Origin of the sequence: Bacillus cereus group sp. N24 (genome assembly GCF_016483345.1) — a bacterium.
Taxonomy (GTDB): Bacteria; Bacillota; Bacilli; order Bacillales; family Bacillaceae_G; genus Bacillus_A; species Bacillus_A toyonensis.
This window is the reverse complement of sequence record NZ_JAEHCA010000022.1, coordinates 51173-66291: the sequence shown is the minus strand read 5'-3', so window position 1 is coordinate 66291 and position 15119 is coordinate 51173. Positions and strand designations below refer to the sequence as shown.

The following is a 15119-nucleotide window of genomic DNA, read 5'->3' as shown; positions in this document are numbered from 1 at the left end:
TATGTTTTTGTTTCAAGTATAAACCGAAAACTTGTGTTTTCACAGTTCCTTTGGTATATATGAATATTGTTCATAAAAAGATCGGAAAGGAAGACAACAAGTGAAGACAGAGAAATTTTTTACTCATCCGATTGGTGTATTTATTGCTGCGATAGTAGCAACCTTTTTATGGGGAAGCGCATTTCCCTTTATTAAATTAAGCTATGCTGAACTTGGGATTCGGCCACAAGAAGTCGGAGAACAAATATTATTTGCTGGTTATCGCTTTTTCTTATCTGGTGTAATGCTCTTATTATTTTTTAAAGCGCTAGGAAAAGATATGCAGTTCAAAAAAGGAACAGGGAAGCAGTTAGTTCAAATTGGTTTGTTCCAAACTTTTCTTCAATATATATGTTTTTATATTGGAATGAGTTATAGCTCAGGAATTGAAGGAGCGATTATTTCAGGAACATCATCATTCTTTCAAATTTTACTCGCACACTTTTTATATAAAGATGATGCTCTCAATATGAGAAAAATAATGGGCGTATCAATCGGATTTTGTGGTGTCATTTTAGTGAATGTACCGAGTGATGGAAGTTTATCATTCCATTTTGGAATAGGTAGCTTATTACTTCTTGGGGCAGCGATGATGTATTCGTATGGAAATATACTAGCAAAAGAGGGTAGTAAAACGTTAGATGTTGGGTATATGACAGCATACCAAATGATTTTTGGATCAGTTGGGTTACTATGTATAGGTGCATTACAAGTTGGAGCGATGCCATTTACTTTTAACCTATATACGATACTTATGCTCATATATTTATCGTTCTTATCGGCAGCGGGATTTTGTATATGGAATACAATTATGAAGTATAACAAAGTAGGAAAAGTCTCGATGTATATGTTCTTCATACCCGTCTTTGGTGTGTTATTATCGAGCATGATTTTAGGAGAAGCAATTCATTCATTTGTATTATTCGGTCTAGCATGTGTAGCAGCGGGAATCATTGTCGTAAATCGTACCCCGGCTAAGCAGAAAATGGAGCAAAAAAAACAAGTAGCGTAGAGAACAAAAAAGCGATTAAAATGGAAGAACAGTATTGTTCTTCTTTTTTTATGTAGAAAAAGGAGAACGGACTATATATAACGAAAAAAGATACATTAAAGCATTTATTGAGGAGAACATATTATGAATGTACTTTACATTGTGTTAATCGGACAAATAATTATTTTTTTAACAGGAGCAATTTATGCAATAGGACAGACAAAAAGAACAAGAGAAAATATGCCGTTACCTTTAGCAGTTCGTCTTATTCTTAGTTTTTCTTTAACTGGTAGTGCGATTTGGATATGGCTACAAGATCCATCGATAGAGTATAGCAGCTGGGTTGCATTAGGAATGACTTTATCGACTTTAGGAGATTTATTTATGGCAGGTTTGATTCCCTTTGGCCATCGATTAATTGGAGGGATGGTTACTTTTGCTCTTGCCCATTGTTTTTATGTAAAAGCATTTTTGCAAACAGGTATTTCATGGAATGGTTTTTGGATTGGTTTACTCGTATACGGACTCTTTCTAATTATAGGGTGGTTCTTTTTTATCCGAAATGAAAAACAGGACAAACTGTTTACGATAGGAGCCCTAATTTACGGCTTGTGGGTTGGGGGAATGGCTTGCTTTGCATTCGCCTTATACTATGAGAATACAGGAATATGGTGGATACCAGCGCTTGGTGGTTTGCTGTTTGTGATTTCTGATTTTATTATTGGTGTGACAGATATTGGTGGCCGCAAGCTGAAGTATGAACCACTTTGGATTTGGTTTACATATGTCGCTGCTCAGATGTGTATTGTATATGTAGGACTATAAAAAGATGCTCTCAAAAATAGTAGATAGACTATTTTGAGAGTATCTTTTTCTTTGATATTCTAATATATTTGTTTAATTAGTTTAGTATTTGTTAAGTGTGAAATTCATAGGAAAAGTTCTGCTTAATAAATATAAAATATGATATATCAAAAAAATAAACTTGTAAGGAATAGTGTTTTGGAATTTGTAATATTATAATTATATAATTCAGAATTTTATGGAAAAAAACTAGCTGAAGTATTTATAATATAAATAAAAAGACAATGAGATGGTGGAATGATGCAAAAGAAAAAACGTTTGCGTGAATTCTTTGGAATAATTGCAAGTGCATGTTTATTAGCGTTTTTGGCAAAAATCTTTTTGTTTTTCCCTACAACTGTAAAAGGAGCATCTATGAAGCCAACGTTACAAGATGGGGATAAGCTAATTGTTAATAAGTTGGCAAAGCAATTTGAAAGTTATGGTAGAGAAGACATTATTGTTGTGAAGACGGATAATTTTTATGTGAAAAGAGTGATTGGGTTACCGGGTGATGTAATTGAGATGAGAAATGACCAATTATATGTGAATCATGAGGTGAAAAATGAGGAGTATTTGCATAGTAATAAAAAACAAGCTGAAAAAAAACTGATGAATTTAACAGAGGACTTTGGACCTATTACAATTCCTAAAAATAAGATTTTTGTTATGGGAGATAATCGCTTAATAAGTAGGGATAGTAGAAATGGTTTAGGACTTATTGATAGAGCAGATGTATTAGGAAAGTTAGCAGCAATTTATTATCCATTTGAACATGTGAAAATAATAAATTAAAGTAAAAAACCAAGCAAATTTCAGTTTGCTTGGTTTTTTATGTTAAACAGTAGGAGACTCGTTAGATACAAAGACGTCTTCATTGTTTTTGTTAGTACTTATAACAAATTTGTGTTGCAATAGTTGTAGTTTAAATAGTGCTAAAGGATCATGATAAGTTTCTGGGTTGCTTCTTAGCGTTGCTAATGTTTGTTCGTCTTCTTGTATTTCAAGTTGAGCGGCTTCTACATTTTGTTTCAATACGCTAAGTGGATCTTTAAAGAACATCATGATATCACGCTCTAGTGCACCTTCAAATACTTCAAATTGAAGGAAGAATTGTTTTGAAATTGTTTGGGCAATTTCTGTATAGTCTTCCGTTTCAATATATTGTTTATATTTGTTTGCGAGCATAGATTGGTTTTTTTGCATATTACCAAATAATTTTCCGGCACTCTTTAAGAAAAATTGTGTCGGTGTGAAGCGTAATAAAATGTTGATGTTCGTTACTGTAATTCTATTTGTCATTCGTACGACATCTCGATGCCAATCATCTAGTAATTTGAAATCGCAAGGAAGTTTCATACGTTCTTCTTTATATAATTTATTGAACGTTTCACTCATTTCATCTAAATAAGCTTGAGCTTGAATAAATTCATTATGTGCTGTTTCAATCCATTCTTGAATAGAACCAGTAAATTTAGGAAGAAGCACTTGTTGTACATGTTTGTCAATTCGTTCGTTCATCGCAGCATTTAATTCTTCATGAACTAATTTGAAATCACTATCTTCTTGAACAAGGTCAGAACAGCTCTGTAATAATTCAGGAATTTGAGAATGTATATCTTGTGTAATTTCTTCTTTCGTTAAAAGATAAGATTCTGTAATAGAACGGATTTTGTCTTTTTCAAGAGCAGTAAGATTGTTAATAAATCCATTAAGTTTTACAGATATATGTTTATTCCAGCGTACTGATTTCACTAATGTATGTTCTAATTCTACACGTTCATTTACAAGGTAAGCGATTGTCTTTTGAGTAAACCATATTAGCTTTTCTATACGTTCTTTCTCTATGTCACGTTCTGCAAGATTAGAGAGAATGGACTCTGTTACATCTCCAAGTTGCTGGCTACTCTCTTGAGAAGGAGAGTACGGGAAGAATTTTGCATTTGGGAAATGGACTGTAAGTTTACTAATTAGATTTTCATTGGTAGTCGTATTATTTGTGTGTAATACGAAATGAATTTGTAAGTTTGGCACTTGTTCACGTAAATAAAGTAATGTATCAAGTTCTTCGCCATGTAATGGTGAAGCAGAATTTAATATGTAAATAAGGCTCTCTGCTGCCTGTAAGTATTCAAAGTATGAGCTGTTTTTATCCAATTGTCCTTGAACAGATGGTGTAACAAGAAATGCAAACTTATTTTTTCTTAAAAATCTACTTGGTAACTTAATTTCTATACATTTTTTCTCAAGTTCTGACTGGGAAGATGTATCCATTATTTGATGGACTTCATCAAAGTTCGAGATGTTTTTTACATCTAGATCATTGAATTCCGTTATTGCAGTTTGACTATCGTCTTTAAATAGAATAGGAGCTGTTAAAGTCTCAGTTAAGATGTTCTCTCCTAATATTGAATTGACGAATGACGCTTTATCATGGTCACTTGTTCCAGCTATTAGTAGTTTATTAACATGTAAATCACATAGTTCATGGACGAGTAGCGTAAATTGATGACTTAAATCTACATCATTTTTCTCGGCCCATTTAGCAATTGTTTCGAATAGATGAGAAACGGTTTCCATATCTACATTTGTTTCAGCTGATGAATTAGAAAGTAAGGCTCCAGCACTTTTTACGAGTAATGATTCTAAAGTTATAGGTGCAACTTCATTCCATGCTAATACTGCGGCAGAAACAAGTAAGGAATCCTTTGCTTTTGTTAAACTAAACCAATTTGTTAATAAATCAGGAACAAGACCGTTTAATTCATGCATAAAATGATCGCCAGTAATTAATGCAAAGTATGTTTCTTGGTAGCGGGTAGAAATTTCATTCCAATTGTCATTGTTATCTGTTTCAATATGTAAAAATAAATGATTCATGCTTTGGATCCAAGAAAGGTATAATGGTCCATTTTGATAGCTGTTCCAAAGGGCAATAACAAACTCTTTAAATTGGACTTGGTCAATTGCATATAAAGCTTTTAAAGAATCATAGAAATATTCTGGTTTGATTTGTTTAGTAAATCCTTGGTTTACGTAATGGATTAAAGTATCGAACCAATGTAATGACTTTGTTCGAATTCCCTCTTGAACTGCAAGTTCGATAGCGTTGTTCCAATCTTCTTGTTTTTCATAGAAAGAACGTGCGATTGCAGTGATATTCGGATAGTCTGGTTGAAATGCCACAGCTTCACTAATCGTCTTAAAAGCTAATCCTAAACGATCTTGCTCGATATAAAGAGAAAGAAGTTGCAAGGAAACTTCCATCGTAAGAGTTGTACCTTCAGTTTGAATAGATTGATAAATTTCTTCTGCTTTTGGTAAGAATCCGAGTTCAAAATAGGCATCAGCAATATTTTTGGTTGCCCAAAGTTCAAGGTCGTTATTTACTTTCTCCCACTTAAATATGGCTGCTTCAAAATCTTTATTTTGGTAATAAAATTCACCTTGAGCAAAGCGAATATTAGAAATGTTGGAGAATTCATTTTTAGATTCATTTATGTATGCTTCACCGAGTACTTCCGATACTGGAGTAGAAATTTCTTCTGTTAAAAATGTTTTATAGTAAACTTTTTGGATAAATTGATTTTCAATGGTCATGTTCGTTCCCCCCTGTATAATTTAGAAAAATGATGTTGTATGTAAAAGGGTACATGTTTTTTAATAGATAGAAGTTGTATTATATAGACCAAACTATGTTTTTGCTAGATGTATCATTTTTCTTGAGAGTTAAACCGTTGCGAAAAGTAGCTTTCCTTTATTGTAACAAAAAAACAAGCATATGAATTTTTATTTTTTAATCCTGATTGGTGTGAGCTAATAATCAGTGGAGATAGACAAAATACCCACTGATTAAAGTTTCACTTTATCGCTGTTAAAGGAATGGATAGAAGTAGAGTTCATTATAAAAACAATGTATAGTGAATATGTATACCATGTTTGTCTTAAAGAGAGAACGGGCAAAATGTGGAATAACGATCGTGCATAGGATGTGTCTTCCGAATGGAACAACATATTGGCGAGTTAATCGCGCATTATGGGTATTTTGGAATTATTATAGCATTGGCTGGTGGGATTGTCGGATTACCGATACCAGACGAGTTTTTATTGACCTTTGTTGGTTATAATGTTTCAAAAGGCGTTATGTCAGGAACTGCTGCTTTTTCAAGTGGGATGGCGGGTGCGATGTTAGGTATTACATTAAGCTACATATTAGGTTTAAAACTCGGTCTTCCTGTTTTAAAAAAATATGGGCCGAAAGTTAGAATTAAAGAACATCACATTGAAAAAACACATATTTTATTTGAAAAATACGGTCCATTTCTTTTAATGATTGGTTACTTTATACCAGGAGTACGTCATTTAACAGCATATTTTGCTGGGGTTTCGAATTTAACATTTTGGCGTTTTTGCTTGTACGCTTACGGTGGTGCGCTCATTTGGATAAGTGTTTTTATCGGACTTGGCTGGAAGTTAGGAGAGAAGTGGCGATTTGTCGAGTATAGTTTACATCATTATGGAATATGGATTTTAATCATTTCAGCAGTTGTTACATGCATTGTATGGTTTTACATAAAGAAAAAGAAAAACCGCTAATAGCGGTTTTTTTAGCTGAAAGCAATAAATAGTACACCAGCTGTAATAAAGACTACACCGATACCAGTCATAAAGTTTAACTTTTCACCGAGTATAATCATCGCAAGAATAATAGAAAACACTACACTTAATTTATCGATAGGGGCTACTTGAGAGACCTTTCCTGTTTTTAAGGCAAGAAAATAAAATAGCCATGACGAAGCACCTGCAACCCCACTTAATGTGATAAATAGCAGTGCTTTTTTATTTAGCAGTACGTCGCCGATATTTTGAAATTTACCTTGTATAATAATAACGCCTATCATAAATAATGCCATAATAATAGAACGAACCGTCGTAGCAACATTGGCATCGATTCCATCTAAACCAATCTTTCCAAAAATAGATACAAAGGCAGCAGCAATTGCTGATAATAGTGCGAATAATAGCCATGAGCTCATAGTAAAATTCCTCCAATCTTACATTATTATACATGAAAATCATTCTCATGTATTAATAACGAAATAATCCCCACCTTATATTTTTAATAAGGTGGGGATTATTATACTACTCTGCAATTTCCTCATATAAAAAGTACGTTACATTATAAATATGCTCTACTTCATCGTCTGTCATAAACAATAATTCGTCACGCTCAATTCCTTTTTTCTTTTCAATAAACTCAATCATGTTTTTACGTTCTTCTCTTTTCATCAATTTTATTTCTCCTCTCAATCTGTTTTAATACAGTTTATTTAAGTTACTGCTATTATATAACAGAATCTTTAGAAAGTTCCACCTATTTTATTGTTTTTTTCAGAAGAACTTTTCGACAAAACAAGCCCACCTAAGGGGGGCTTGTTTTATTTTATAGTCGTAAAAACTCGGGCTCCGTCGTACCTGCACCATCGATGTAATAAATTGTGTCGGGATTGATTTTTATCAATACGTAATTAGGGTCTTCAGGACCCAGTAACCAGCGTTTTAAGCTATTATTCCAAAACTTGTTTTTTAATGTTGAGTCTTCCTCGATTGAAGCTATGCCTTCAACTTCTATATAATCTTCATCTAATTTTTTTCCTTCTCGTCCGAGCAGTACATGTACATTTGGATTGTTTTCGATATCTGTTATCTTTTTTGATTTTCGATCTGTTGCAACGTATAGTACAAAATCTTCATGGAAAAACATCATAAAAGCGCTGTGTGGCTTCTCATTACGTACAGTAGATAACACACCTGTTCTTTGACCTTGAATAATCGTTGCAATTTTTTCTTTTAAGTGCATACTTTTAACCTCTTTTCATAATTTATAATTTTCTCCGTTTAAACAAGATAAATTAAATATCTTTCATACTGTTTTCTTCAATCTGATTTTTTAAACGTAATTGTGATGAAATCGGACAAGTTAGGAGAAGAATAATATTAATGATGAGGAGAAATACATACGATGGAAGGATGGAAAGCATGTTTAATAAAATATTTCTTATAGTAGCGCTTATAGGTGTACCACTTTCTGTACTCGGAAAAACAATGCATTGGCCTCAAACGATTATGTTTGCTGTATATTGCATTACAATTATCGCATTAGCGGGGTTTATGGGGAGAGCAACAGAAAGTTTGGCAATTGTCTCTGGACCTCGAATAGGTGGATTATTAAATGCAACTTTCGGTAATGCCGTTGAACTTATCATTTCAATTTTCGCACTTCAGGCAGGATTAATTGAAGTTGTGTTAGCTTCGTTAACGGGTTCTGTACTTGGAAATTTACTATTAGTAGGAGGGCTGTCCTTTTTTATAGGTGGATTAAAATATAAAAGACAAAGCTTTAATGTTTACGACGCAAGACATAATTCAGCTTTATTAATTTTTGCTGTTGTCGTAGCCTTTGTTATTCCAGAAATTTTTTCAATGAAGATGGATGCGGGAAAGACGTATCAATTAAGTATTGGTGTATCTATTATTATGATTATTATGTACCTTGCTGCATTGCTATTTAAGTTAGTTACGCACCGTGGTGTATATCAACATAAAAGTGACGAAGTAGCGCATGAAGAAGAGCCAGAGTGGTCGAAAGGTAAAGCACTCCTTATTTTAGCGATAGCAACGATTGCAGTAGCTTACGTGTCAGAGGCTCTCGTGCATACATTTGAGACGGTTGCGAAGTCGTTTGGCTGGTCAGAGTTATTTATAGGGGTTATTATCGTTGCAATTGTTGGAAATGCAGCGGAACATGCATCTGCAATTATTATGGCTTATAAAAATAAAGTAAATATTGCAGTTGAAATTGCAGTAGGTTCTACATTACAAATTGCGATGTTTGTTGCTCCTGTATTAGTATTGCTTTCTATGTTTTTTGCACAAAGGATGCCTTTAGTGTTTACAATACCAGAACTTGTGTCCATGATTACAGCTGTTTTCTTAACGATTGCAATCTCCAATGATGGGGATACAAACTGGTTTGAAGGAGGCACTTTATTAGCTGCGTACGTCATTATGGGAATTGGTTTTTATTTATTATGAAAAATAGGCATAACAATTGTGTCCAGAGAAAACAATAAACAAAGTAGTATATATACCTTTATGTAGGAAGGAGCCAGACAGGTGAAACGAGTATACAGCATATGTCTTTCAACCATGGTCTCGTTTATTTTATTATTTCCTAACAGTAGTTTTGCAAAGACAACGGTAGAAACAAAAATGCCTTCATCTGTTTTAAATATTTCAAAAGACAATACGTTTCCAAACGATGCGCAAGATTTGCCGCGCTTACAGCCTAGTAAATTTGCTCAAGAACTATTGAAAACAGCAAATATTAAAATTGAAAATCCGGACTTAATTCGGATGTTTAATGAAACGACAATTTCAAATGCACCGCTTGCAGTAGGGTACCGCGCAAAAATTTATTTAGGTCAATGGGCTTTAAATTATGAATCGGTAGATACATCGATTAATTGGGAATATAAACAAGTGAATCGTAATGTGTACGATAATCGAGGAGGAGATCGCTTATATCCACTTCGTTATAAGCAAGAAACTCAAAAGACGATTGAAGGCGATTTAACAGCAGATATGAAAGATGCTACAGATGTGAAAAAAATGATGCTGCTAAAAGCGCTTGAAAAAGTACAGTTGCCACTTTCATTTAAAACGACCATTGGTTATGGTACAGGACATGAGCGTGTGTATAATATTAGTCCGAGTCAACTTGGATATTTATATGCTTATACGCCAGCAGTAAATGAAAAAGGAAAAGTAACGTTTGGAGAAGTGTACCTTGTTTTAAAAGGAAATCAAAAAAGACTTGTTGTAAAAAATGTTACCTCTCAAGGAATTGGAGCAGCTATTCCAATTCATGATCATTTGTTTTTTAAATTTATTTCCTCGTCGCATGCGCAATGAAATAAAAAAACGTCAGCCCATATAAGCTGACGTTTTTATTTATAACATAAGGTTTGATTTTTTTGATAAGAAATCTTCTGTTGGATAGTAGCTGTTTTTTACAAGAACATTCGGTCCAAGACATTTCACCGCAGGGCAATGACAGCTTAATGATTTTGCTGTTTTTGAAGCGCTCCATTTCTCATATGCTTCTTGTAATGTATTTGTTTGTATGTTTCCTAGAAGCGGAACATCACCAAAGTCCGTCACAATAATATTTCCATCGAAAATGTTTACATTTAAACGAGAACGGCCATCTGGATCATTACGTACAGTTACATTTTTACTTTCATGTAATTTCTTAAATGTAGCTAAATCGCGTTCATCATCACTACATGCATAGAAAGGTAATGTTCCAAATAACATCCATACATTTTCGTCACGAATTTCTAATAAATGTTCAATAGCTTTTCGAATTTCGTCTTTTGTTAAAATTTCAAGTGTGCTAGCGAAGTCACTTGGATACATCGGGTGCACTTCATGACGTTTACAACCCATTTCCTCAACGATTTGACGATGAATATGTTCAATGTGTGGTAGAGTTCTTTTGTTTAACATCGTTTCGGCTGATACGAGTACACCTGCATCGGATAGAGCTTTACTATTGGTAATCATTCGTTCGAATAATTTTGCACGTTGTTCATAAGTAGGTTTACGCTCCATCATTGCAAATCCGCCTTCAACGAAGTCATCAATTGTTCCCCAGTTATGAGAAATATGCAGCACATCTAAATAAGGAATAATTTGTTCGTAACGTGCTAAATCTATAGTTAAGTTTGAGTTGATTTGAGTGCGAACGCCTCGTTCATGAGCGTATTTTAAGAGTGGTGTTACATAGTTGTCGACGGATTTCTTTGAAAGCATAGGTTCTCCGCCAGTAATACTTAAAGAACGTAAATGAGGAATCTCATCTAATCGTTTTAATAAAAGCTCCATCGGAAGCGGATTTGGATCTTTCGGCTGTAATGTGTAACCAACAGCACAATGCTCGCAACGCATATTGCATAACGTTGTCGTTGTAAACTCAACGTTTGTTAATAGTAGTTTGCCGTACTCTTCAAGGTCCATATACGCTTCCCATGGATCGTAAGAAGGAGTAATCGGCTTCATTTTTTGTGATATCGTCATATGAAATACTCCTTTGACTATTGAAATAACAATTTGTCCATTCTCTATAATAGAAGAATATGTACTTTTTATAAAGTGAAACTTTTTAGCGGAAAAAGAGAGAGGGCTTACATTATAGCGGATAATCGTGACAAAATTGATGAAATTTCATGCCCATAGCAATCATTTTTGCGGTATAATAAAAGCAACTCGAATTAAAAGGAGAGTGCCTTCATGGGAAAAGCAATTCAAGATAAAGATACACAATTAGTATATTTAAAAGAGCGTTTAAATATGTTCATTGAAGTAATTGATACAATTGAACCTGAAGAAGTAGAGTTAGAAGATGTAGATCGTCTTCTTGCGATGTTAGATGAATTAGAATTAAAATGTGAGCAATTTAAAAAAGACGAATAATATATTAAAAAGGCTGCCAATACAAAATTGGTAGCCTTTTTCTGTACGGATAATAGAAGGAATATAGAAAAAAAGGTATAATCAAGTTGTGAAAAATCTCATTTATACTTTAATAGCATGAAATAAAGTGAAACTTTAATCAGTGGGGAAGTTTATTCCCCACTGATTATTAGCCTTCACCAATCGGGCGTTTACGGGCAGCAGGGCTCCAACCTAACTTCTTTGCTCTAGTCAAATTTCGAGGTGGGAGTGTTACTGCCCGTTCATGCGGGATAAATAAAGGGCTGAAGAGTATAACGATGGAATTTTCATCTCGTAACGTTTTGGTAGCGTTCACAATTGAGGGGGAAGTAACAATGGAAAAGCTTCAAGAAAGCATGTATCAACTAGTTGTTGAAACGTCAACGAACTTACCGAAAGATGTTCGTCGTGCGATTCAACAAGCGAAAGAGCGAGAAAACGCAGGGACTCGTTCAGCGATGGCACTTGGCACAATTACGAATAACATTAAAATGGCAGATGATAACATCTCGCCGATTTGCCAAGATACAGGGATGCCAACTTTTAAAATTTATACACCAGTTGGTGTGAATCAATTAAAACTGAAGGAAGCTATCTATAGTGTGCTTGAGCGGGCGACAAAAGATGGTAAACTTCGTCCCAACTCTGTTGATTCTCTTTTTGGAGACAATAGTGGAAACAATTTAGGACCAGGTACACCAGTTATTAAGTTTGAGCAATGGGAAAAAGATTATATTGATGCACGTTTAATTTTAAAGGGCGGCGGTTGTGAGAATAAAAATATTCAATATAGCTTACCGTGTGAATTAGAAGGACTTGGACGCGCAGGCCGTGATTTAGAAGGAATTCGTAAATGCCTTCTTCATGCTGTATATCAAGCACAAGGTCAAGGATGTAGTGCAGGTGTAATTGGTGTTGGTATCGGGGGAGACCGAACATCAGGTTACGAATTAGCGAAAAATCAATTATTCCGTACATTAGATGACATCAATCCTGTACCAGAGTTACAAAAACTTGAAGAATATGTATTAGAAAATGCGAATAAGCTTGGCATTGGTACGATGGGATTCGGCGGAGAAACAACTTTACTTGGTTGTAAAATTGGCGTATATAATCGCCTGCCAGCTAGCTTCTACGTATCTGTTGCGTATAATTGTTGGGCATATCGCCGCCTTGGTGTAAAAATCCATCCTGAAACAGGAGAAATTATGGATTGGCTATATCAAGAAGGCGACGATACACTGGAGCAAGAAGTGCAAGAAAAAACAGAGCAACGTGAAATTGTATTGCAAGCACCAATTACAGAAGAGCAAATTCGTGAACTTCGCGTTGGTGATGTTGTAACAATTAATGGCATGATGTATACAGGTCGTGATGCAATCCATAAACATTTAATGGATAACGATTGTCCAGTAGACTTAAATGGACAAGTTATTTATCACTGTGGTCCAGTTGTAGTGAAAGACGAGAATGACAATTGGAAAATTAAAGCAGCAGGACCAACGACAAGTATTCGTGAAGAGCCATACCAAGGGGATATTATGAAGAAATTTGGTATTCGTGCTGTAATTGGTAAAGGCGGCATGGGTGCAAAAACATTAGCAGCATTAGAAGAACACGGCGGCGTGTACTTAAACGCAATTGGTGGTGCGGCGCAATATTATGCGGAATGTATTAAAGAAGTGAAAGATGTTGATTTCTTACAATTTGGTATTCCAGAAGCAATGTGGCATTTACGCATTGAAGGTTTTAAAGCAGTTGTAACGATGGACTCTCATGGCAATAGTTTGCATGCCGATGTTGATAAAACATCGCTTGAAAAATTAGCGAGCTTTAAAGAGCCAGTATTTAAGTAAACAAAAATGCACCTCGAATGATTCGAGGTGCATTTTTTTGGTATATATAGAAAAACATGTTCAGCATGAAAGAAAGCAGGGAAACAGAAACTACAGGTACGATTATATATGGAAAGGAGACTATTTATGAAATATAAATGGTTATATATAGGTCTCATTTTTTCAATTATGATGGCACTTGTTCCAGTTTCAACATTGGCTTATACAAACACTCCACATAACTGGGGAATTCCGCGTCCTAAAAATGAAATAGTACCAGATGCAGGGAAACTTTATACAGAATTGCTACAAAAAAATGGCGGATTTTATTTAGGGGATACGAAGAAAAAAGATATTTATTTAACATTTGATAATGGATATGAAAATGGTTATACAGGCCAGATTTTAGATGTATTAAAAGAGAAGAAGGTACCAGCCACTTTCTTTGTAACAGGGCATTATATTAAAACCCAAAAAGATTTGTTGTTACGAATGAAAAATGAAGGGCATATTATTGGGAATCATTCTTGGAGTCATCCTGATTTTACAGCAGTAAACGATGCAAAACTTCGTGAAGAGTTAACGAGTGTAACAGAGGAAATAAAAAAAGTAACAGGACAAAAAGAAGTGAAATATGTACGTCCTCCGCGCGGCGTATTTAGTGAAAGAACATTAGCTCTTACGAAAGAAATGGGCTACTATAATGTATTTTGGTCACTTGCATTTTTGGATTGGAAGGTGGATCAGCAAAGAGGATGGCAATATGCGCATAACAATGTAATGACGATGATTCATCCAGGATCTGTTTTATTACTTCATGCAATATCAAAAGATAATGCAGAAGCACTTGCGAAAATCATTGATGATTTGCGCGAGAAAGGGTATCATTTTAAAAGTCTAGATGACTTAGTGAAAAGCAATCAACCGTAAGCATGTATGCTTGCGGTTTTCTCATGCTATAATGATGTGTAAAAAGGATGGGGAAACGTATGTGGAGCGAACATGTTACGTTAGAGTATCCGTATCATTTTGAAGAAGTATTAAAACGTTTATCTTTTAATCCTCTCAACGTCATTCAATTAGATGAGAAAGTCATTTATGTCCCGCTTTGTATAGACGAGGAACAGGTTGTTGTTCGCTTGCAAGGGATTGGTACTGTTCAAAATCCACAGTTTTGGATTTCTAGTCAGGCAGGGAATCCGGAGAAGGTAATGAAACGAATGAGGGCCATTTTTCATTGGGATGATCCGTTTCAAGATATACAAAATCATTTTTTAAGCACATCATTACGTCCACTATTTGAGATGTATGCTTATACTCCAATTATTTTAGAATTCGATTATTTCGCGTGTCTTCTTCGCTGTATCATTCATCAACAAATAAACTTGAAATTTGCTACTGTGCTAACAGAACAATTTGTGAAACGGTATGGAACAGAGAAGAACGGTGTATTCTTTTTCCCCACTCCGGAAATAGTAGCAAATATTTCAATAGAAGAATTGAGAGAGCAGAAGTTTAGTCAGCGGAAGGCTGAATATATAGTAGGATTAGCAGAACGTATTGCCCATGGTACATTAGATTTAGCGAGTATAGAAACCAAGACGGAAGAAGAGGTTTCAGCACAATTGTTACCAATCAGGGGGATTGGTGCATGGACAGTGCAAAACTTTTTAATGTTTGGGCTTGGGCGGAAAAATATGTTTCCGAAAGCGGACATTGGGATTCAGCGTGCTGTGCAAGGTGTATTTCAATTAGATGATAAACCGGATGATGCATTTTTAGAAAACGTGAAACAAGAGTGTGAACCATACTGCAGTTATGCAGCGTTATATTTATGGAAAAGTATAGAGTAG

At 34.7% G+C, this 15119-nt stretch carries 15 protein-coding genes; 10 read left to right on the top strand and 5 right to left on the bottom strand.

Annotation, left to right across the window (positions count from 1 at the left end; translation table 11 throughout):
* Positions 1–100: 100 nt before the first annotated feature.
* The 3 genes from JDS95_RS24035 to lepB all read left to right on the top strand — a co-directional run bounded on the left by JDS95_RS24035 (position 101) and on the right by lepB (position 2668).
* Positions 101–1051, top strand: coding sequence for a DMT family transporter (locus JDS95_RS24035; RefSeq protein WP_000845699.1), 951 nt, complete (start codon positions 101–103; stop codon positions 1049–1051).
* A 123-nt stretch (positions 1052–1174) separates the two neighbouring features.
* Positions 1175–1855 carry a lysoplasmalogenase gene (locus tag JDS95_RS24030; protein ID WP_001102002.1) on the top strand — a complete coding sequence of 227 codons (681 nt, stop codon included), beginning with the start codon at positions 1175–1177 and terminating at the stop codon, positions 1853–1855.
* Between the two features lie 276 nt (positions 1856–2131).
* Positions 2132–2668, top strand: a complete 537-nt coding sequence (lepB, locus tag JDS95_RS24025; RefSeq protein WP_002042582.1) for a signal peptidase I — start codon at positions 2132–2134, stop codon at positions 2666–2668.
* 42 nt (positions 2669–2710) lie between these two features.
* Here the strand turns inward: lepB and JDS95_RS24020 are convergent, their stop codons facing one another.
* Positions 2711–5473 carry a tetratricopeptide repeat protein gene (locus JDS95_RS24020; protein WP_144467496.1) on the bottom strand — a complete coding sequence of 921 codons (2763 nt, stop codon included), beginning with the start codon at positions 5471–5473 and terminating at the stop codon, positions 2711–2713.
* A 402-nt stretch (positions 5474–5875) separates the two neighbouring features.
* Here JDS95_RS24020 and JDS95_RS24015 point away from each other — a divergent pair, with 402 nt between their 5' ends.
* On the top strand, positions 5876–6469 hold the full coding sequence (locus tag JDS95_RS24015; RefSeq protein WP_000434867.1) for a DedA family protein: 594 nt from the start codon (positions 5876–5878) through the stop codon (positions 6467–6469).
* An 11-nt stretch (positions 6470–6480) separates the two neighbouring features.
* Here JDS95_RS24015 and JDS95_RS24010 read toward each other — a convergent pair whose 3' ends face one another.
* The 3 genes from JDS95_RS24010 to JDS95_RS24000 form a co-directional block, all read right to left on the bottom strand.
* Positions 6481–6909 (bottom strand): EamA family transporter, encoded by a 429-nt coding sequence (locus JDS95_RS24010; RefSeq protein ID WP_085451189.1) that lies wholly within the window; start codon positions 6907–6909, stop codon positions 6481–6483.
* 106 nt (positions 6910–7015) lie between these two features.
* Positions 7016–7162, bottom strand: a complete 147-nt coding sequence (locus tag JDS95_RS24005) for a BH0509 family protein (RefSeq protein WP_000817786.1) — start codon at positions 7160–7162, stop codon at positions 7016–7018.
* 154 nt (positions 7163–7316) lie between these two features.
* Positions 7317–7733: a pyridoxamine 5'-phosphate oxidase family protein gene (locus tag JDS95_RS24000; protein ID WP_000550212.1), complete on the bottom strand. Its 417-nt coding sequence runs from the start codon at positions 7731–7733 to the stop codon at positions 7317–7319.
* A gap of 179 nt (positions 7734–7912) precedes the next feature.
* Here JDS95_RS24000 and cax point away from each other — a divergent pair, with 179 nt between their 5' ends.
* Both cax and JDS95_RS23990 read left to right on the top strand, forming a co-directional pair.
* Positions 7913–8968, top strand: coding sequence for a calcium/proton exchanger (gene cax / locus JDS95_RS23995; protein ID WP_033661220.1), 1056 nt, complete (start codon positions 7913–7915; stop codon positions 8966–8968).
* 81 nt (positions 8969–9049) lie between these two features.
* Positions 9050–9847 carry a YfkD famly protein gene (locus JDS95_RS23990; protein ID WP_002175969.1) on the top strand — a complete coding sequence of 266 codons (798 nt, stop codon included), beginning with the start codon at positions 9050–9052 and terminating at the stop codon, positions 9845–9847.
* A gap of 39 nt (positions 9848–9886) precedes the next feature.
* Here JDS95_RS23990 and yfkAB read toward each other — a convergent pair whose 3' ends face one another.
* Positions 9887–11014 carry a radical SAM/CxCxxxxC motif protein YfkAB gene (yfkAB, locus tag JDS95_RS23985; protein ID WP_000156031.1) on the bottom strand — a complete coding sequence of 376 codons (1128 nt, stop codon included), beginning with the start codon at positions 11012–11014 and terminating at the stop codon, positions 9887–9889.
* Positions 11015–11227: 213 nt separating this feature from the next.
* Here yfkAB and JDS95_RS23980 point away from each other — a divergent pair, with 213 nt between their 5' ends.
* The 4 genes from JDS95_RS23980 (at position 11228) to JDS95_RS23965 (ending at position 15119) form a co-directional block, all read left to right on the top strand.
* The gene (locus tag JDS95_RS23980; protein ID WP_000513558.1) at positions 11228–11410 is read left to right on the top strand and encodes an SE1561 family protein; all 183 of its coding nucleotides are present in this window, start codon (positions 11228–11230) and stop codon (positions 11408–11410) included.
* A gap of 356 nt (positions 11411–11766) precedes the next feature.
* Positions 11767–13287, top strand: coding sequence for a class I fumarate hydratase (fumA, locus tag JDS95_RS23975; RefSeq protein WP_000413544.1), 1521 nt, complete (start codon positions 11767–11769; stop codon positions 13285–13287).
* Positions 13288–13413: 126 nt separating this feature from the next.
* Complete coding sequence (gene pdaA / locus JDS95_RS23970; protein ID WP_000875966.1) at positions 13414–14196, top strand: delta-lactam-biosynthetic de-N-acetylase; 783 nt, start codon at positions 13414–13416, stop codon at positions 14194–14196.
* A 59-nt stretch (positions 14197–14255) separates the two neighbouring features.
* Entirely contained in the window at positions 14256–15119 is an 864-nt protein-coding gene (locus tag JDS95_RS23965; RefSeq protein ID WP_199690819.1) for a DNA-3-methyladenine glycosylase family protein, read from the top strand.